The 19,714-nt window shown below is 74.1% G+C and carries 15 protein-coding genes and 2 tRNA genes; 12 read left to right on the top strand and 5 right to left on the bottom strand.

Annotation, left to right across the window (positions count from 1 at the left end; translation table 11 throughout):
- The first annotated feature begins 90 nt into the window (after positions 1-90).
- The gene (locus KME75_RS19680) at positions 91-3,351 is read left to right on the top strand and encodes a S8 family serine peptidase (protein WP_308282908.1); all 3,261 of its coding nucleotides are present in this window, start codon (positions 91-93) and stop codon (positions 3,349-3,351) included.
- Between the two features lie 203 nt (positions 3,352-3,554).
- Entirely contained in the window at positions 3,555-4,601 is a 1,047-nt protein-coding gene (locus KME75_RS19675) for a 3-isopropylmalate dehydrogenase (RefSeq protein WP_219416323.1), read from the top strand.
- 81 nt (positions 4,602-4,682) lie between these two features.
- On the opposite strand, the gene KME75_RS19670 is transcribed toward KME75_RS19675, so the two are convergent.
- Positions 4,683-5,669, bottom strand: coding sequence for a hypothetical protein (locus KME75_RS19670; RefSeq protein ID WP_219416322.1), 987 nt, complete (start codon positions 5,667-5,669; stop codon positions 4,683-4,685).
- Between the two features lie 435 nt (positions 5,670-6,104).
- Between KME75_RS19670 and cimA the strand changes: the two genes are divergently transcribed.
- From cimA to KME75_RS19655, 3 genes are all read left to right on the top strand, one after another.
- Positions 6,105-7,745 (top strand): citramalate synthase, encoded by a 1,641-nt coding sequence (cimA, locus tag KME75_RS19665; protein WP_219416321.1) that lies wholly within the window; start codon positions 6,105-6,107, stop codon positions 7,743-7,745.
- Between the two features lie 18 nt (positions 7,746-7,763).
- Positions 7,764-8,534, top strand: a complete 771-nt coding sequence (locus tag KME75_RS19660; protein WP_219416320.1) for a GNAT family N-acetyltransferase — start codon at positions 7,764-7,766, stop codon at positions 8,532-8,534.
- A gap of 78 nt (positions 8,535-8,612) precedes the next feature.
- Entirely contained in the window at positions 8,613-9,446 is an 834-nt protein-coding gene (locus tag KME75_RS19655) for an endonuclease/exonuclease/phosphatase family protein (protein ID WP_219416319.1), read from the top strand.
- On the opposite strand, the gene KME75_RS19650 is transcribed toward KME75_RS19655, so the two are convergent.
- Positions 9,441-9,893 carry an Lrp/AsnC family transcriptional regulator gene (locus tag KME75_RS19650; protein ID WP_219416318.1) on the bottom strand — a complete coding sequence of 151 codons (453 nt, stop codon included), beginning with the start codon at positions 9,891-9,893 and terminating at the stop codon, positions 9,441-9,443. The two genes, KME75_RS19655 and KME75_RS19650, sit on opposite strands and share 6 nt — an antisense overlap.
- 90 nt (positions 9,894-9,983) lie before the next feature.
- Between KME75_RS19650 and KME75_RS19645 the strand changes: the two genes are divergently transcribed.
- Entirely contained in the window at positions 9,984-11,183 is a 1,200-nt protein-coding gene (locus tag KME75_RS19645; protein WP_219416317.1) for an MFS transporter, read from the top strand.
- On the opposite strand, the gene KME75_RS19640 is transcribed toward KME75_RS19645, so the two are convergent.
- The gene (locus KME75_RS19640; RefSeq protein WP_219416316.1) at positions 11,113-12,405 is read right to left on the bottom strand and encodes an FAD-dependent oxidoreductase; all 1,293 of its coding nucleotides are present in this window, start codon (positions 12,403-12,405) and stop codon (positions 11,113-11,115) included. The genes KME75_RS19645 and KME75_RS19640 overlap by 71 nt on opposite strands.
- A 64-nt stretch (positions 12,406-12,469) precedes the next feature.
- Here KME75_RS19640 and gltX point away from each other — a divergent pair, with 64 nt between their 5' ends.
- From gltX to KME75_RS19625, 3 genes are all read left to right on the top strand, one after another.
- On the top strand, positions 12,470-13,963 hold the full coding sequence (gene gltX / locus KME75_RS19635) for a glutamate--tRNA ligase (RefSeq protein ID WP_219416315.1): 1,494 nt from the start codon (positions 12,470-12,472) through the stop codon (positions 13,961-13,963).
- Positions 13,964-14,028: 65 nt separating this feature from the next.
- Positions 14,029-14,100, top strand: a tRNA-Gln gene (locus tag KME75_RS19630).
- A 69-nt stretch (positions 14,101-14,169) separates the two neighbouring features.
- Positions 14,170-14,242 (top strand) — tRNA-Glu (locus KME75_RS19625).
- Between the two features lie 383 nt (positions 14,243-14,625).
- Here the strand turns inward: KME75_RS19625 and KME75_RS19620 are convergent.
- Both KME75_RS19620 and KME75_RS19615 read right to left on the bottom strand, forming a co-directional pair.
- Entirely contained in the window at positions 14,626-16,509 is a 1,884-nt protein-coding gene (locus KME75_RS19620; RefSeq protein ID WP_219416333.1) for an Hsp70 family protein, read from the bottom strand.
- Positions 16,510-16,626: 117 nt separating this feature from the next.
- Positions 16,627-17,328, bottom strand: coding sequence for an IclR family transcriptional regulator (locus tag KME75_RS19615; protein WP_219416314.1), 702 nt, complete (start codon positions 17,326-17,328; stop codon positions 16,627-16,629).
- Between the two features lie 48 nt (positions 17,329-17,376).
- Between KME75_RS19615 and leuC the strand changes: the two genes are divergently transcribed.
- From leuC to KME75_RS19600, 3 genes are all read left to right on the top strand, one after another.
- Positions 17,377-18,795: a 3-isopropylmalate dehydratase large subunit gene (gene leuC / locus KME75_RS19610; RefSeq protein ID WP_219416313.1), complete on the top strand. Its 1,419-nt coding sequence runs from the start codon at positions 17,377-17,379 to the stop codon at positions 18,793-18,795.
- Positions 18,795-19,385, top strand: a complete 591-nt coding sequence (leuD, locus tag KME75_RS19605) for a 3-isopropylmalate dehydratase small subunit (RefSeq protein WP_219416312.1) — start codon at positions 18,795-18,797, stop codon at positions 19,383-19,385. Before leuC ends, leuD begins: the two co-directional genes overlap by 1 nt.
- A gap of 52 nt (positions 19,386-19,437) precedes the next feature.
- Positions 19,438-19,714 (top strand): HU family DNA-binding protein (locus tag KME75_RS19600; RefSeq protein WP_219416311.1); only part of this gene is annotated, 277 nt, incomplete at its 3' end.

Here is a 19,714-nt window from a genome sequence, read left to right as displayed (position 1 = left end):
CGGGTGGCCTCGCACCGCTCCTGATCACGCCCCGCATCTCGCCTAGCGTTCCCGCAGCCCATGCGGCGGGGCGCGGTGAGGGGTGGACGGGTGGGGCATCGACCACGGGGGAGTGCGGTCGTCGCGGCGGTGGGGATCGCGGCCGCGCTGGCGGTCACCGGCGCCGCCCCGGCCGCGGCGGCACCACCTGCGCCGGGCGAACCGGCCACGGTGTTCGTCGAGCTCGACGGGCCGTCGGCGGTGCAGGAGTTCCGGGCGCAGCGCGACGAGGGGATCGACCGGGCCCGGCGCGCCGCCCGGGAGGCCCGCAGCCGCATCGACTCCCTCGCCGACGAGCTGCTCGCCCGCTTCCGCGGCGCCGAGGGCACGAACGAGCTCTTCCGGACGACCAACGCGGTGCCCGGCGTGGCACTGCGCGCGACCCCGGCGACGGTCCGCGAGCTCGCGGCGCAGCCCGGGGTCCGCTCGGTCCGCCGGATCACCCCCGCCCGCCCGACCAACGCGAGCGCGGTGCAGCTGGGCCGCGCCGTGGACGCGTGGCAGCAGACCGGCAGGCTGGGCGAGGGCGTGCGCATCGGCATCGTCGACACCGGGATCGACTACACGCACGCGGACTTCGGCGGCCCCGGCACGGCCGCGGCGTACGAGGCCGTCGACCCCACCCGCGTGGACCCGCAGCTCTTCCCGAACGAGAAGGTGGTCGGCGGCGTCGACCTCGCGGGCGACGACTACGACGCCGACTCCGACGAGAAGTCACGCACGGTTCCGCAGCCGGACCCCAACCCGCTGGACTGCCAGGGGCACGGCACGCACGTGGCCGGCACGGCGGCCGGCTACGGCGTCACGGCCGACGGTGAGGCCTTCCGCGGCGACTACGCGAACCTGACCCCCGGGTTGCTGCAGGACATGCGGATCGGGCCCGGCGCGGCCCCCGCCGCCGAGCTCTACGGCATCCGCGTCTTCGGCTGTTCCGGCTCGACGGCGCTGACCGCCCTCGCCCTCGACCACGCCCTCGACCCGGACGGCGACGGCGACTTCTCCGACCGCCTCGACGTCGTCAACCTCTCGCTGGGCAGCGCGTTCGGGGCCGTCGACGACCCGGTGAACGACTTCGTGCGCGTCCTGACCCAGCACGGCGTGCTCGTCGTGGCCGCGGCGGGCAACGACGGCGACGTCTTCGACGCGGGCGGCTCGCCGGGCAACGCACCGGAGGCGCTGGCGGTCGCGAGCGTGCGCGATGCCGGTGTGCTGCTCGACGGCCTCAACGTGCTGGCGCCGGACGCGGTCGCGGGCCCCGTCGCCGGGCAGTACAGCATCGAGTACGACGACTACGACACGCTCGACGTCGCCGCACCCGTCGTCGAGCTGGGCGGAGCCGACGCCGAGGGCTGCGAGCCCTACGACCCGGCGGACGCCGCCCGCGTGCGCGGCGCGATCGTGTGGCTGGCCTGGTCGGACCTCGGCAGCGAACGCAGCTGCGGGTCGGCGCCACGGGCCGACAACGCCGCGGCCGCGGGCGCCGTCGGAGCGCTGCTGACCTCGCAGCGCCCGGAGTTCGGTTCCACGCGCATCGCCGGCAACGCCGAGATCCCGATGTTCCAGCTGACCGGGCCGGCCACCGCGGCCCTGCGCCCGGCGCTGGCCGCCGGTGCGCTCCGCGTGCGGCTGGCGGGCGAGCTGCGCGGGTCGCAACAGATCACCGTGCCCGAACTCGAGGACACCGTCAGCGCGTTCACCTCGCGCGGCGTGCGCGGCCCGACCGTCAAGCCGGACGTCGCCGGCCCCGGGGAGACGATCACGTCCGCCGCGTCGGGCACCGGGGCCGGGCGGTCGAGCAAGTCCGGGACGTCGATGTCGAGCCCGTTCGTGGCCGGGGTCGCCGCCCTCGTCCGGGAGGAGTACCCGGACCGGTCGCCCGCCGAGGTGAAGGCGGCGATCATGGGGACGGCGACGGCCGACGTGCTGGCGGCCGACGGCGAGCGACTGGCCCCGATGCGCGTCGGGGCGGGCCGGGTGGACGCGCGGGCGGCACTGGCCACGCCGGTGCTGGCGGCGAACGCCGAGGAACCGGTCGCGGTGAGCGTCACGTTCGGGGCACTCGAGGTGCCTCCGGGCGCACCGCTCGTCCGGCGCGAGCAGATCCGCGTGACGAACAGCGGAGCCGTGCCCGTCGCGCTGGCGGCCACGTACGAACCGGTCACGCGGATGCCGGGCGTGCGGTACGACGTGACGCCGGAGCAGGCGGACGTCCCGCCGGGCGGGGCTGCGCTGCTCGACGTGGCGGTGCGGGTCGACGACCCGTCCGCGCTGCGGCGCACGCCGGACCCCACGTTGGAGCTGGTCCAGGAGGGACGGCCGCGCCAGTACGTCGCCGACGCGTCCGGGCACGTCGTGCTCACCCCGCAGGATGGCGACGTGCCCACGTTGCGGGTGCCGGTCTCCGCGGCGCCCGAGCCGGTGTCGGACCTGTCCGCCGACCTCGACGACGGCACGCTCAGCCTGCGCGGCACCGGGCTCGACCAGGGCTCCGGCACCGAGGCGTACCGGTCGCGCGTCGGGGTGTTCGCGCTCGCCGCGAGCAGCCCGGAGCTGCCCGTGTGCTCCGATCCCGACGCGGTGTCGGGCTGTGTGGTGAACGACACCGGTCGCGGCGGGGACCTCCGGTACGTCGGGGTGCGGTCCACGGCGCCCACCGCGGACGACCCGGACGAGGCCCTGCTGGCGTTCGCCGTCACGACGTGGGCGGACCTGTACAACGTCGGCTCGTTCACCCGGCCCGTCGTCGAGATCTCCACCGACGGCGACGACGTGCCCGACTTCGCGACCGCCCTCACGAAGCTGCCCGACACCGACGTCCTCGTGGCCCGCACCCTCGACCTGCACGCCTCCGAGGACGGCGAGGAGGTCGACGTGCATCCGGTGAACGGGCTGGACGGCGACGGCGGCGCGAACGTCTTCGACACGAACGCCTGGGTGCTGCCGGTCCGGCTCGCCGCCCTCGGCATCGATCCGGCCGCCCCGTCCGCGCCGCTGCGGTTCTCGGTCGCCGTCGCCGGGGACTACGGGCCGCCCGCCTCCGACGAGGGCGTGGTGGACGCGCTGGAGGCCCCGGTCGCGTTCGACCCGCTCGCCCCCGGGTTCTCCGTCCGGCCCACCGAGGGCGGCGTGGACCCGTCCGCGCTGCTCTTCCCCGCCGACGACGGCAGCGTGCTGGACGTCGACGGCTCGGCCTCGCTGCTCGTCGTGCTCGGCCGCAACGCGTCGGGCGACCGGGTGAGCGTGCTCGGCGACGGAATGGACGCCCTGCTGGCGCCGGTCGGCCAGTGGTCGTCGGCGCGCTTCCCGCGCTGACGCCGACCCCTCTCGCCACCGGCCGGCGGGACGCGGCAGAATGGCCCGCTCGGGGGCCGTGTCGCTCCGGGACGGCCGGAGCCGGCACCGCTTCCACACAGCTTCCACCCGACCGGGTGACCCCGATCAGGTGGCGGATGACGGATGCGGGCGGTCGCAGCCGGTAACGTGCGGCGACGCCAACTGGAGAGGGGACATCGGTAATGCGCCTTGCGGTCATTCCCGGCGACGGCATCGGGCCGGAGGTCATCGACGAGGCGCTGAAGGTCCTCAACGAAGTCTCTCCCGGCGCGGAGACCACCACCTACGACCTCGGTGCCGCGCGCTGGCACTCCACCGGCGAGCTGCTGCCCGAGTCGGTGCTCACCGAGCTGCAGCAGCACGACGCGATCCTGCTCGGCGCGGTCGGCGACCCGTCGGTCCCCAGCGGCATCCTCGAGCGCGGCCTGCTGCTGCGGCTGCGGTTCGAGCTCGACCACCACGTGAACCTCCGCCCGGCCCGGCTCTACCCGGGTGTGCGCGGGCCGCTCGCGGGCGCGAACGAGATCGACATGGTCGTCGTGCGGGAGGGCACCGAGGGCCCGTACGTTGGCACCGGCGGCATCCTCCGCAAGGACACCCCCAACGAGATCGCCACCGAGGTGAGCACCAACACCGCGTTCGGTGTGGAGCGCGTGGTCCGTGACGCGTTCGCGCGCGCCACCCGGCGCCCCCGCAAGCACCTCACGCTCGTGCACAAGACGAACGTGCTCACCTACTCCGGCCGCCTGTGGTCGCGCCTGGTGGAGGAGGTGTCGCTGGAGCACCCGGACGTGTCGGTGGCCTACCAGCACATCGACGCCACCACGATCCACATGGTCACCGACCCCGGCCGCTTCGACGTGATCGTCACCGACAACCTGTTCGGCGACATCCTCACCGACCTCGCCGCCGCCGTCACGGGCGGCATCGGGCTCGCCGCGAGCGGCAACCTCGACGTCAGCCGCCGCAACCCGAGCATGTTCGAGCCGGTGCACGGCAGCGCCCCCGACATCGCCGGACAGGGCATCGCCGACCCCACGGCCGCCGTGCTCTCGGTGGCGCTGCTGCTCGACCACCTCGGCAACCGCGACGCCGCCCGTCGCATCGAGGCCGCTGTGGCCTTCGACCTCGCCACCCGCGACCACAGCGCCACGGGCCACACGCAGTCGATCGGTGACCGCCTCGCCGCGCTGGTGAGCGCACACGCCACGCCCGCCGCGTCCAGCTGACCGCCCCACCGCTGGGCACGGGCCCGCCGGTGAGGTTGCAGCAAAGCCACTTTCACGCAACGTGCTTGCGTGAAAGTGGCTTTACTGCAACGGGTGGGCGTCCCGAGGCGTCGCGTACAGCGCTGGGCGCGGCCGGGCCGCCGCCTGCGCGTACGTCTGCCGGAGCATGCGGATGACGCCTGCCCGGTCGGTCCGGATCTTCCTCGGCTTGGACGCCGTGTAGACCGCACCCGCTGCGACGAACTCACCCGCTCGCTCCACCGTCCGGTCGTGGTCCTCCGGGCTGAGGTGCCACTCGGTCGACTCGATCTCCCACACCATCGCGACGTCGTCGACCCAGCAGTCCGCGATGCCGAGCAGCACGCCGCCCGCGGTGCGCACCTCCACGTTCCACAGCGGTTCGGGTAGCCCGGTGCCTCGCCACAGTTTCTGCGCGTCCAGCTCCGCTGCCGAACGTGCCCCATCGGCGACGGAACGGAGAACGCGCCGGGGGATGGCGGTGCCGCGCCGGGAACCGTCGTCGAGTTGCCGACCGAGTGCGGCCACCGTGCAGAGGTTCCGCTGAACGGCGTCGGAGATCAGCTCGGCGATCTCGCCGTCGTTGCGGCGCCGTCGCGCCGCGTCCGTGCAGGCCCGGGTGAGGGGCGCGAGCGGGACGCCCTCGCGGAGCACGGGTTCGGGCAGGCTCTTGGTGCGCGTGACGTGCACGTATCCCACGGACCGCAGTTGGCGGTGTTGAGGCACGAGCAGGTCGACCTCCTCCGGCGATTCCCGTTCGTCGCGGATGCGGGCGGGTCCGCGGCGGAGGCCGTACCGCCGGCACGCCTCGAGGCCGGTCACCATGGCGTCCGGACCGCCGAGCAGAACGGCCGCCAGTACCAGCTGCCGGCGCGTCGGACGGCCGGTGAACAGGAAGATCCCCCCGGGCAGGATGAGCTGCCACGGTCCACCGTCGAGGCATCGGTGGTAGACCGTGCGCTCCGGCACGCCTGCGGCCACCAGCTGTTTCGCGGTCGCGACCCCGTCCGAGAACGTGGCGCGGAGGGAGCCGGGCGTCGACGGTGCCATGAGCGCATGCTGACCAACGCGCGCGTCGTGCGGGCCCGTTTCGCGAACTCCGGTTGCAGCAAAGCCACTTTCACGCCATCTCGTTGCATGAAAGTGGCTTTGCTGCAACGGGGGCCCCACGACGGCGGCGCGGCTCACGCGGGGGCGGGGGTGGGGGCATCAGTAGCGGGCCCACGGGCGACGCTGCCCGCGGACTCCGAGGCATTTCCTACTGCACCGCGGCCCGTTGCGAAACCGCTGGTCCCACGATGTGGGAGAGCGGTGTGACAGCGCGGGACGGTCCGTGCCAGACTCCACGACGTGCAGCACCTCAGCGTGATCATTATCGTCGAGCGCGTCGGCTAACCAGCACCACGGCCGACGCGCAGACCTCTCGCACCCGCGGGGGGTCTTTTTTGTTGCCCGGTCACGCCTCGACCCCCAGGAGCAGCCCGCATGTCCCGCACCGCACCGGCCGGAACCCCGCTCGGCGACGCGTTCCACGTCTACGACACGACGCTGCGCGACGGCGCCCAGCGCGAGGGGATCAGCTACTCGGTGGCCGACAAGCTCGTCGTCGCCCGCCACCTGGACGCGCTGAGGGTCGGGTTCATCGAGGGCGGCTGGCCGGGGGCGATGCCGAAGGACACGGAGTTCTTCGCCCGCGCCGCGGCGGGGGAGCTGGACCTGCGGCACGCGGTGCTCGTCGCGTTCGGCTCCACCCGGCGCGCCGGGCTGGCCGCCGCGCAGGACCCGCAGGTGCGGGCGCTGCTCGACTCCCAGGCGCCCGTGGTGACGCTGGTGGCCAAGTCCGACCGCAGGCACATCGAGCGGGCGCTGCGCACCGACGTGGCCGAGAACTGCGCGATGGTCGCGGACACGGTGTCGTTCCTGCGCAACGAGGGCCGCCGGGTGTTCCTCGACGCCGAGCACTTCTTCGACGGCTACAAGTTCGACCCGGACACCGCGCTGCGCGTGCTGGAGGCGGCGGTCACGGCCGGCGCCGACGTCGCGGTGCTGTGCGACACGAACGGCGGCATGCTTCCGCTGGGCATCGCCGAGGTGGTGACGGAGGTGGCCGCGCGCACCGGTTTCCGCCTCGGCATCCACTGCCAGGACGACACGAGCTCCGCGGTGGCCAACTCGGTCACCGCGGTCCAGGCCGGCGCCACGCACGTGCAGTGCACCGCCAACGGCTACGGCGAGCGGGCCGGCAACGCGGATCTGTTCGCCGTCGTCGGGAACCTGGTGACCAAGCTGGGCATGCCCGTCCTACCGGACGGCGCGCTCGGCGAGCTGACCCGTACCTCGCACGCGTTGGCGGAGATCGCCAACATCGCTCCCGACACCCACCAGGCCTATGTCGGGACGTCGGCTTTCGCCCACAAGGCGGGGCTGCACGCGAGTGCGATCAAGGTGGACCCCGAGCTCTACAACCACATGGACCCTGTGGATGTGGGCAACGGGCAGCGGGTGCTGGTCACCGAGATGGCCGGCCGGGCCAGTGTCGAGCTCAAGGGCTCCGAGCTCGGCCTGGACCTGGCCGGCCATCCGGACGCGGTGTCGTCGGTGGTCACGACCGTGAAGGAGCGGGAGGCCCAGGGGTGGTCGTTCGAGGCGGCGGACGCCTCGCTCGAGCTGCTCATGCGCTCGGCGCTGGGGCGGGCGGCGCCGGCGCCGTTCACGCTGGAGTCCTACCGGGTCATCACCGAGCACAGCGTCGACGGCACGGTCGTCGCGGAGGCGACGGTGCGCGTACTCGTGGACGGCGAGCGGCTGATCGCCACCCAGGAGGGCAACGGGCCGGTCAACGCCCTCGACGCCGCGCTGCGGGCCGCGCTCACCCCGTCCTGCCCGTGGTTGGAGGACGTGGAGCTCGCCGACTACAAGGTCCGCATCCTCACCCCGCGCGGCGGGGCCGACGGGCACGGCACCGACGCGGTCACCCGCGTGCTGGTGGAGTCCACGGGCCCGGGTGGCGCGTGGACCACCGTCGGGGTGCACGGCAACGTCGTCGAGGCCTCCTGGCTGGCGCTGGTGGACGCGCTGGCCTACGCCGCCCTGCGGGATCGGAACCCGGTGGGCACGGCGTCCTGAGCCGGGCAGGATCGCCGCGTGGACGACCTGCTGGAGCGCATCGACGAGTTCTGCGACGCGGTGCAGCGGCAGTGGGCGCGTGCGGAGGAACACGGCCCGCTGCGGCTGTTCGTCCGCCACGGCGAGGGCTGGCCGTTCTACGCCCGCCCGGTGCCCGGCGGCGCGCCGATCACGGCGGCCGACGTCGAAGGGGTCCGTGCCCGCCAGCGCGAGCTGCGGCTCGCGGAGGCGTTCGAGTGGGTGCTCGCCGCCGCGCCCTCGATGGCGGACGCGGCGCGGGCCACGGGTCTGCGGGTGCAGGTCTGCCCGCTGCTCGTGCTCGACGGCGAGCCGGCCGCGACCCCGCTCCCGCCCGGGTACTCGGCGCGGCTGCTCGGACCCGCCGACGGCGACCTGCAACGGGCGGTGCACGCGCTCGACTCGGTGGTGGCGGGGGCCTTCGGGGTTCCCGCGCCGGCCCCGCCCACCGACCGGTCACTCGCCGGGCTCCGCGCCGAGCTCGCCGCCGGTGCGGTGGCCAGAGCGCTCGTCACCGGACCCGACGGGCCCGTGGCCGCGGGATCGGCGCAGCGCGCCGGCGACGTGGTCGAGCTGGTCGGGATCGGCACGTCCGCCGCTGCGCGGAGCCGCGGGCTGGGCGCCGCGGTCACGGCGCTGCTGGCCGTCGCCGCCCGGGACGCGGGAGCGGAACTGGTGTTCCTCGCCGCGGGCGACGCCTGCGCGACGCGGGTCTACGAGCGGGTCGGGTTCCGCCGCGTGGGGGAGTGCGGCATCGCCGAGCCGTCCTGACGGCCATCTCGTCGTTGTTTGGACGGCGTTCACGTCGAACCCGATCGGGTGACACCCGATCGAGATGAGATGACCGGCATGCGCCGATCCACCCCCGTTCTCCTGCTGATGCTGCTCGCGCTGCTGGGGCTCGCCCCCACCGCCTTCGCCGCCGCCGACCCGCCGCCGGACCGGGCGGTACGCCAGCTCGACGTGCTCTCGTTCAACATCCACCACGCGGAGGGTCCGGACGAAACGGTGGACCTCGACCGGGTGGCGGCGGAGATCCGCGACTCCGGGGCGGACGTGGTGGGGATGCAGGAGGTGGACCGGCACTGGAGCGAGCGCAGCCACCTCGCCGACCAGCCCGCCGAACTCGCGCGGCGCCTGGGGATGCACGTCGCCTACGGGGCGAACCTCGACCGGGAACCCGCCACGCCGGGCGGTGAGCGCCGGCAGTACGGTACGGCGGTGCTGTCCCGGTTCCCGATCGTGTCCCGGCAGAACACGCCGCTGCCGAAGGGCGGGCCGGCCGAGGAGCAGCGGGGCCTGCTGGAGGTCGTCCTCGACGTGCACGGCGTGCCGGTCCGGGTACTGAACACGCACCTGCAGCACGACAGCGCGGAGTCCCGCCTCCTGCAGGCGCGCGAGGTCGCCGCCGCGGTCGAGCGTTCGGCGGAGCCGGTCGTGCTCACCGGCGACCTCAACGCCACCCCGGACGCCCCGGAGATCACCACGCTGACCGCCCTGCTCACCGACTCCCACGAGGCCGGCGCCGGCATCGGCCACACCTACCCGGTGGAGGCCCCCGACCGTCGGATCGACTACGTGCTGGCCGAGCGGTCCCGCTTCCTGGGCAGCGAGGTGCTGCCCACGGCGTCGTCGGACCATCGCCCCGTCCTCGCCCGGCTGCTGGTCAACGGGAAGTCATGACGGCTCCGCCGGGGGGCCGACGCCCCGCTCGAACCCCCGGCGCAGCACCATGATCGTCCGAGTGCGCACGACGCCGTCCACGCGGTAGAGATCGTGGAGCACGTCCTCGAGCTCGTCCGGGTCGCCGACGCGCACCTTCAACAGGAAATTGCTGCTGCCGGCCACGGAGTGCGCCTCCTCGATCCGCGGGTCGGCGGCGCTGGCGTCGAACAGCGTCTGCTTCACCCAGCCCTCGGTGTCGACGAGCACGAACGCCAGGACGGGACGGCCGATGGCGTCCGCGTCGACCTCGATCGTCGTACGCCGGATCACGCCGGACGCGCGCAGTCGCCGCACGCGTTCGTGCACCGCGGCGGCCGACAGCGACACCTCGCGGCCGAGCTGGGCATAGGTGCGGTCGGCATCCTCGAGCAGCAGCCCGATGATTCTTCGGTCGACGGCGTCCACGGAGGCATCCTGACATTTCTCCGGCCGAAGTCCGTATGGTCTTGACGAACCACGCTGGATCGGCGCCCTCTGCTGATTCATCTTCGGTGCATGCGTGCCATCGCCGTACTCACCGCAGGCGTCGTGACGGTCGGGGCCCAGGCCTTCGTGCTCGCCCCGCTGCTGGCCGACATCGCGGCCGATCTCGCCACCGGCCCGGCCGAGATCGGCCGGGCGCTCTCGGCCTACGGGGCCGGGATCGTGGCGTCCGCCCTCGTACTCGGGCGCAGGCTCGACCGGCTTCCGCGCCGCACCGCGCTGACCGCCGGGATGGCGGCCATCGCCGTCGGCGCCGCGTGGTCGGCCGCGGCGACGCACTGGGCCCTGCTCGCGGCGGCCCAGCTCGTGGGCGGGCTGGGGGTCGGCCTGGTCCTGCCCGCCACCTACGCGCTGGCCGCGGAGCTCGCCGCCCCCGGCGCCGAGGCCCGGGCCACCGGCCGTGTGCTGGTCGGCTGGTCGATCGCGTTGGTGGCCGGGGTGCCGCTCGCCACCGTCCTCGGCGACGCGGTGGGCTGGCGCGCCGCGTTCGGTGCCCTGGCGGCGGTGTGCGCCGTCCAGGCGGTGCTCTACCGGCTGCTGCCGGTGGGAGTGCCGGTGCATGACTCGGCAACCCTCGACGTCCGCGGACGTGGTCCGCTCGGTGTGGCCCTGCGCACGCCAGGGGTGCCGAGGCTGCTCGTCGGGGTGCTGGCCTTCATGACGGCGTTCTACGGGGTGTACGCGTTCGTGGGCGCCGAGATCCGCGCGCTGCACGGCGGCGGCGCGACGACCGCGGGCCTGCTCGCCCTCTGCTACGGGGCCGGGTTCGGGCTCGCGGCCGGTGCCGACCGGCTCCTCGACCGGTTCGGCACGGCCCGGCTCGTCGCCCCCGCCCTCGCGCTGCTCGCGGTCGTCTACCTGGCGCTCGGCGCCACGATCGGCTCGGTGCCCGCGGTGCTCGCCGCGGCGTTCGGCTGGGGTCTGGTGAACCACGCCGGGCTCACCCTGCTCGTGAGCAGGCTCGCCGCCGCCGCGCCCACCGCCCGGGGCGCCGTGCTCGCGCTCAACACTGCGGCGACGTACGGCGGGGCAGCGGTCGCCGGGGTGCTCGCCGGCCCGCTGTACGAGCAGGCGGGCTTCGGATGGCTGACGGTCGCGGCCGCCGCCGTCGTCGCGCTCGCGGTACCGGTGACGGCGCGGGTCAGCGAGCGGCCTCCGGGGACCGGCGGGCCCACTGCGGGGCGTGCTCGGGCAGCGGCCCGATCGCGATGAGTCGCGCGGGCACGCCCTGCAGCACCGGGAACCGGCGCGCGAGGCGCAGCGGCAGCGGCAGCGTGTGCGCCGGGGCCTCCGCGGTGGCGTCCTGCGGGCCGGTGACCGTCGGGGGCGGGGTGCCCGGGTCCGCCGCGCGCCCACCGAGGATCGCGCGGTGCGCGAGCCGCTGACCGGTCTGGATCAGTGCGGTGGCCCACCAGCGGCGCCGCTGCACCCGCCGCAGGAGCGAGCGCGGCACGATGCCACCGGAGCGCAGGGCCGGGACGAGCAGCCGGGCCGCCGCCACCGCGTCGGCCACGGCGAGGTTGATCCCGACGCCGCCGACCGGGGACATCGCGTGTGCCGCGTCCCCGATCAACAGCAGCCCGTTGCGGTCCCAGCGGCGCAGCCGCTCCAGCCGGACGTCGAGCAGCTTCACGTCGTCAAACGACCCGAGTGCGTCCAGCCGATCGGTCAGCCACGGCAGCAGCCCGGCGAACCGGTCCCGGAACCGTTCGATTCCGGCGGCCCGCAGCTGCGCGTCGGTGCCCTTGCGGATCAGGTAGGCGCACTGCCAGTAGTCCCCGCGGTCGATCAGCACCGCGAACTGGCCCGTCGAGATCCGGCCCAGCCCGCCCGCCGGGTCGTCGGCGCGGCGCGGCAGCCGGAACCACCACACGTCCATCGGGACGCCGAACGAACGCGGCAGCATGCCTGCGGCGGACCGCACGGCCGAGCCCCGCCCGTCGCACGCCACGGTGAGGCCCGCCCGCAGCGCGTGCTCGGTGCCGTCGGTGCGGTCCCGGTAGCGCACCCCTGCCACCCGGGAGCTGTCGGTCAGCAACCCGACGACCTCCGCGTTGCGGCGGAGGGTGAACGTTTGCTCCTCCTCGGCCGCGTCGGCGATCAGGTCGAGGAAGTCCCACTGCGGGACGAGCGCGATGTGCTGGTGCGCGCCTGGCAGCCGGGTCAGGTCGGCGATCCGCGCGGTGCCGGAGTCGAGCTGTACCTGCGCGCGGTCCACGCGTCGCTGCGGGAGCGCGGCGAACCGTGCGCCGAGCCCGAGCTCGTCCAGCAGCGTGAGAGTGGACGCGTGCACGGTGTCGCCGCGGAAGTCGCGCAGGAAGTCGGCGTGCTTCTCCAGCACCGTCACCTCGACGCCGCCCCTGGCCAGCAGCAGGCCGAGGACCAGCCCGGCGGGGCCGCCACCGACGACGACACACGTGGTGCGCTCGCTCATGGTCGACGTATAGCGGTATCGGCCGCGCAGGGCCAGGGACCGGCCCGGATACCCTGACGACATCATGAGCGCACCGAACGCCGTCCGGGTCCGGTTCTGTCCGTCGCCCACCGGGGTCCCGCACGTCGGCCTGATCCGCACCGCCCTGTTCAACTGGGCGCACGCCCGCCACCACGGCGGCGCGTTCGTCTTCCGGATCGAGGACACCGACGCCACCCGCGACTCCGCCGAGTCCTACGCCGCCCTGCTCGACGCCCTGCGCTGGCTCGGGCTCGACTGGGACGAGGGCCCGGAGGTCGGGGGCCCGCACGGCCCGTACCGGCAGAGCGAGCGCGGCCCGCTCTACGCCGACGCGCTGCGCCGGCTGATCGACGCCGGCGAGGTGTACGAGTCGTACTCCACGGCCGAGGAGATCGAGGCCCGGCATCGCGCCGCAGGTCGCGACCCCAAGCTCGGCTACGACAACGCCGACCGCGACCTGACGGCCACCGAACGCGCCGCCTTCCGCGCCGAGGGGCGTTCCCCGGTCTACCGCCTGCGGATGCCCGACCGGGACATCACCTTCGACGACCTGGTGCGCGGCGAGGTGACCTTCCGCGCCGGCACCGTGCCCGACTTCGTGCTCGCCCGCGGCGACGGCACCCCGCTGTACCCCTTGACCAACCCCGTCGACGACGCGCTCATGGGGATCACCGACGTGCTGCGCGGCGAAGACCTGCTCTCGTCCACGCCGCGCCAGATCGCCCTGCTCGAGGCGCTGGCCAGGGTCGGGATCGGCACCGGCCCGTTCCGCTACGGCCACCTCCCGCTGGTGACCGGCGAGGGCAATCGCAAGCTGTCCAAGCGTGACCCCCAGTCGAACCTGTTCCACTACCGCGACCGCGGATTCGTCCGCGAGGGGCTGCTCAATTACCTGGCCCTGCTCGGCTGGTCGATCGCCGAGGACCGCGACGTGTTCACGATGGACGAGATGACGGCCGCGTTCGACATCTCCCGGGTGTCGAGCAACGCCGCGCGGTTCGACCTCAAGAAGGCCGAGGCGATCAACGGTGCACACGTGCGGGCGCTGCCCGTCGAGGAGTTCGCGCGGCGCCTCGAGCCCTACCTCGCCGCCGAGGGTGTGATCACCGGCACGCTCACCGACGAGCAGCGCGCACTGCTGGCCGCGGCGGCCCCGCTCGTCCAGGAGCGCAGCACCGTGCTGTCCGACGCGGCGCGGATGCTCCGGTTCCTGTTCGTCGCCGAGGAGGGCTTCGCGCCCGAGCCCGACGCCGCGGAGAAGAACCTCGGTGCGGACGCCGCCCCGGCGTTGCAGGCGGCCGTGACCAGCCTGGACGCGCTGGCCGACTGGTCCACCGCCGAGATCGAGGGCGCCCTCAAGGCCGCGCTCGTGGACGGGCTGGGCCTCAAGCCGCGCAAGGCGTTCGCACCCGTGCGGGTGGCGGTGAGCGGCCGGACGGTGTCGCCGCCCCTGTACGAGTCCATGGAACTGCTGGGTCGCGAGCGGTCGCTGCGGAGGTTGAGGGCCGGTTTGGAGCGCGCTGGAGGCCTCGGCTAGAGTGTTCCACGCAGGGCACGGAAGACCGGGAGCCACAGCTGGCGCCCCGGTCGGATGTGATCCCTTGGGGTATGGTGTAATTGGCAGCACGACTGATTCTGGTTCAGTTAGTCTAGGTTCGAGTCCTGGTACCCCAGCGGAAACGCCAGATCTGGCCTCTGATAGGCTTCCAGCCAGCAGTCAGACAAAAGAAAAAGCGAGTCCACGGCCCCGTCGTCTAGCGGCCTAGGACGCCGCCCTCTCAAGGCGGTAGCGCGGGTTCAAATCCCGTCGGGGCTACAGCGAAATGGCCCGTTCCGGTTCTGCCGGAACGGGCCATTTCTCATTTCGGGGAATACGCCGAGAGATGTGGCGAGCGTCGCACCGTCGGGCCGGCCTCCCGACGCCGCCCGTGCCGGCTCCCGTACCGCCCGACTCGCGGTCCCGTGTGGCCCGACTCGCCGGTGTCTCGTTCCGCCGTCCGCGAGTCGGGGCGCGAGTGTGCGCGAGTCGGGCTCTGGGTGTGCGCGAGTCGCGCTCTGGGTGTGCGCGAGTCGGGCTCGGGGTGCGACCCGCCGCCCGTGCCGGCCCACGCCCCTCGTATCGGCTCACGCACCAGGTCTCGGCTCGCGCCCCCCGTCGATGGGGTGCGTGGGCGGAGAAGGGGTGCGCGACTGTGGGCGTCAGGCGGCGCCGGGCGGCGGGTTGTCGCCCTCCGCGGAGCCGTCCCCCTCGCCGCCGCCACCACCCGGAGGCTGGGTCACGTCGGTGGGTGCAGGGTCGGTCGGCTCCGGCGGGTTGCTGGTGGGCGGGTCCGTCGGTTCCGGGGGCGGTGTGGTCTGCTGCGGCGGCTGCGTCGTCGCCGGCGGTGGGCTGGTCTCCGTCACCGGCGGGGCGCTGGTCTCGACCACGGGCGGCGGCGCGACCACGGTGGGCTGGTCGGCGGGCGGGGGTGCCGGGCGGCCGTCGGGTTCCGGCTCCGGCTGCTGGGCAGGCGGCTGGTCGTCGTCGGGTTCCGAGGTCGGCTCGACCGCCACCGACGACGGGACGGTCTGCCCGGGCACCACGGCGCCGGCGCGGTCCGGGATGGAGGGCTGCCACAGGAACAGCGTCGCGATCAGGACCACCGCGGCCGTGCCACCGCCGATGCCCACGAGCCGGGCGGGGCTCTGCCCCCGGGCAGGCGGCGGGTACGCGAAGCCGTCGTCGTCCGGGTCCACGGGCGGGGGGTCGGCGTAGGTCTGGCTGGGCCGCACCGGCGGCGGCGCCATCGGCGGGGGCAGGCTGCCCGGGCCGGACAGGCGCTGGGTCGGCGGCGCGGCCGGGCCGGGGAAGGCACCGGTTCCCGGGCGGTGCGTGCCGGTGCCGCCTGCCACGGCCCCCGCGGCTCCCGCCGCGAAGGCGGCGGGCGCTGCAGCGGCCCCCATCGGCTGCCGGGCAGGCGTGCCCGTGCGCGGGGCCGGCACGTGGGCGGGCGCGACACCGGTGCCGGAGGCCGCCGTCGGGGCCAGCGACAGGACGGCCCCCTTGGCGATCGCGTTCTTCGGGTCGGCGTCCACCGCCACCGGCCGCCCCAGCTGCTCGGAGACGAGCTGCCCGACGAGCGGGATCCGCGACGAGCCGCCGACGAGCAGCACCGCCGACAGCTGCTCGGGCGCGAGCCCCGCGGAGGTGACGGCCCGGCGCAGCGCGTCGACGGTCTCCTCCACCTGCGGGCGGATCATGGCCTCGAACTCGCTGCGGTGCAGGCGCACGGATCCCTGCGCGGCGGGGGTGAGCACCGGGATCGACACCTCGGTGTCGCTGCTCAGCGCCTCCTTCGCCTCGGCGCACTCCCGGCGGATCGCCGCGACGGCCGAGAGCACGGCCGGGTCGGTGTCGTCGAGCCCGTCGAACGCCTCCGGCAGCCCCTCGCGGACGTGTTCGAACACCGCCTCGTCGAAGTCGATGCCGCCGAGGCGTTCCACACCTTCGGGCCGACCCAGCAGGCCGAACCCCGAGGCATCCTTGTGCACGACCGCGGAGTCGAAGGTCCCGCCGCCGAAGTCGTACACCGCGATCGTCGAGCCGGGCTCCACGCGCTCGGCGGCGGCGTAGTGCAGGGCCGCGGCCTGCGGCTCCGCGAGGAACGTCACGGTGAGGCCCTGCGCGGCGAGGGCCCGGCCGAAGCGGTCCTTCTTGTGCGCGCCCCAGGACGCGGGGTGGGTGATCGCGACGCGGGCGGCCGGCCCGCCCTCGCGCTGTGCCACGCGGTCGACGACCCAGCGCACGAGGTTCGCTGACAGGTCCTCCGGCGCCCACGCCCTCCCGGCGACGACGAGCGGGGTCGGGTCGCCGATGCGGCGCTTGAACTCACGGACGACGTGATCGGGGGAGGTGACGGCCCGCCGCTCGGCGGCCTCACCGACGAGTACGCCGCCGTCGTCGCCGATGTAGAGGACGGAGGGGATCGCGCTGGAGCGATCGCCGAGGTTGACGATCTCCGTCTCGCCCGGCCGGGCACCGGACCGGCCGATGGCGGCCGCCGTCCGGGTGGTGCCCACATCGATGCCGAGCAAATAACTCATCGTCACCCGTCTTCGTCTCACGACCCTGTGTGCACCATCGTGGCGTGCGAAGGTCACGTTAGCGCCGCGACGCTGGGCTTTTCGGGCGGGTGCGGTGACTCCCTGCCACCGATCCGGTCAGAGCCGGTGCTGGAGCGCCTCCGCGGCGGCGAGCAGGTCGGCGGCCCAGCGCACGCCGGGGCGCCTGCCGATGCGGTCGACGGGGCCGGACACCGACACGGCGGCGACCACCTGCCCCGACGCGTCCCGCACCGGGGCCGAGACGCTCGCCACGCCCGACTCCCGCTCGGCCACGCTCTGCGCCCACCCGCGGCGACGGACGTCGATCAACACCCGCTCGCCGAACGTGGCCTCGGCCAGCACCGCCCGCTGGACGGTGGGGTCGGCCCACGCCGCGAGCACCTTCGCGCCCGACCCGGCGGTCATCGGCAGCCGGGTGCCGACGGGCACGGTGTCACGCAGGCCGCTCGCCGGCTCGGCGGTGGCCACGCAGATCCGCTGCACGCCGTCGCGGCGGTAGAGCTGCACGCTCTCGCCGGTGATGTCGCGCAGCCGGGGGAGCACCGCGCTCGCGGCTTCCAGGAGCGGGTCGACGCCACCGGCGGCGAGCTCGGTGAGGGCGGGTCCGGGGCGCCAGCGGCCGTCGGAACCGCGGTGGAGCAGCCCGTGCACCTCGAGCCCGACGGCGAGGCGGTGCGCGGTGGCGCGGGGCAGGCCGGTGCGCTCGCACAGCTCGGCCAGCCCGCACGGCTCGGCGGCTGCGGCACGCAGCACCCCCACCGCCTTGTCGAGCACGCCGATCCCGCTAGACTGTCTCACGAACCGATACTAACTTCCCGAAATCTGGGACGTCCAGGAGGAGCGGCCGTGGGAGCCTCACGCACGCTGGCCGAGAAGGTGTGGGAACAGCACCTCGTCCGCAAGGGGGAGGGCAACGAGCCCGACCTGCTCTACATCGACCTCCACCTCGTGCACGAGGTCACCAGCCCCCAGGCGTTCGACGGGCTCCGGCTCGTGGGCCGCCAGGTGCGGCGCCCGGACCTCACGCTCGCCACCGAGGACCACAACGTCCCCACCACCGACGTCGAGCTGCCGATCGCCGACCCGGTGTCGCGCACGCAGGTGGAGACGCTGCGCAAGAACTGCGCCGAGTTCGGTGTACGGCTCTACCCGATGAACCACGCCGAGCAGGGCATCGTGCACGTCGTCGGCCCGCAGCTCGGGCTCACGCAGCCGGGTATGACGGTGGTCTGCGGCGACAGCCACACCTCCACCCACGGCGCGTTCGGGGCGATGGCCTTCGGCATCGGCACCTCCGAGGTGGAGCACGTGCTCGCCACGCAGACGCTGCCGCTGAAGCCCTTCAAGACGATGGCGATCAACGTGAACTCGACCGACGGGAAGCTGCGGCCGGGCGTCACGAGCAAGGACGTCGTGCTGGCGATCATCGCCCAGATCGGCACCGGCGGCGGCCAGGGCTACGTGCTCGAGTACCGCGGCAACGTCATCGAGAACCTCTCGATGGAAGCCCGCATGACGATCTGCAACATGTCGATCGAGGCGGGCGCCCGCGCGGGCATGATCGCGCCGGACGACACCACGTTCGCCTACCTGCAGGGCCGCGACCACGCCCCCCAGGGCGCGGCGTGGGACGAGGCCGTCGAGGCCTGGAAGGCGCTGCGCACCGACGAGGGTGCGGTCTTCGACGCCGAGGTCGACATCGACGCCGACGCGCTCACCCCGTTCGTCACCTGGGGCACCAACCCGGGGCAGGGCCTGCCGCTGGGCGAGCGGGTGCCCGACCCGGCGCAGATCGTCGACGAGAACGAGCGCTTCGCCGCCGAGAAGGCGCTGACGTACATGGGCCTGGAGGCCGGCACCCCGCTGCGCGAGGTGGCCGTCGACACCGTCTTCGTCGGCTCCTGCACCAACGGCAGGATCGAGGACCTGCGCGCCGCCGCGGCCGTGATCAAGGGCCGCAAGGTGGCCGACGGTGTCCGGATGCTGGTCGTGCCGGGTTCGATGCGGGTGCGGTTCCAGGCCGAGGACGAGGGGCTCGACGCGGTCTTCCGCGAGGCGGGCGCCGAGTGGCGCTCGGCGGGCTGCTCGATGTGCCTCGGGATGAACCCCGACCAGCTCGCCCCCGGTGAGCGCAGCGCGTCGACGTCGAACCGGAACTTCGAGGGTCGCCAGGGCAAGGGCGGCCGCACCCACCTCGTCTCGCCGTTGGTGGCCGCCGCGACGGCCGTGCGCGGCACCCTGAGCTCGCCGGAGGACCTGGACTGATGGAAGCCTTCCGCACCCACACCGGCATCGGCGTCCCGCTGCGCCGGTCCAACGTCGACACCGACCAGATCATCCCCGCCGTCTACCTCAAGCGCGTCACGCGCACGGGGTTCGAGGACGGGCTGTTCTCGGCGTGGCGGAACGACGAGAACTTCATCCTCAACCAGGAGCCGTTCTCCCACGGCTCGGTGCTCGTCGCCGGGCCCGACTTCGGCACCGGCTCCTCACGTGAGCACGCGGTCTGGGCGCTCATGGACTTCGGGTTCCGGGTGGTGATCTCCTCGCGCTTCGCCGACATCTTCCGCGGCAACTCCTCGAAGCAGGGCCTCGTGGCGGCGGAGGTCGCCCAGCCCGACGTCGAGCTGCTGTGGAAGCTGCTGGAGAACGAGCCGGGCACCGAGGTCACCGTCGACCTGACGGAGAAGACCGTGCAGGCGCGCGACCTCACGGTTCCGTTCGAGATTGACGACTACACCCGCTGGCGTCTGCTGGAGGGCCTCGACGACATCGGGCTCACCCTGCGGCGCGCCGAGGACATCGCCGCGTTCGAGGAGGCGCGCCCGCAGCGCCTGCCCACCACCACGCCGTGACGTCCCGGGTGCCGCTGGCGTGGCGACGAGCAGGGCATCTACGGTCTCGGGCATGAACAAGACCCAGCTCGTGGACGCGCTGGCGGCGCGCATCGGCGACCGGCGCACCGCGGCCAGCGCGGTCGACGGGCTGCTCGAGACCATCGTGGACACCGTGCGCTCCGGCGACTCGGTCTCGCTCACCGGGTTCGGCGTGTTCGAGCCGCGCGCCCGCGCCGCCCGCAGGGCGCGCAACCCGCGCACCGGTGAGGCGGTCGAGGTGCCGGCCACCACCGTGCCGGCGTTCCGCCCGGGGGCGGGGTTCCGCGCCGCCGTCGGGGACGGCGGGG

Source organism: Pseudonocardia nigra, assembly GCF_019396355.1.
In the GTDB taxonomy this organism is placed as follows: domain Bacteria; phylum Actinomycetota; class Actinomycetes; order Mycobacteriales; family Pseudonocardiaceae; genus Pseudonocardia; species Pseudonocardia nigra.
This window is presented reverse-complemented; position numbering and strand designations above follow the sequence as displayed.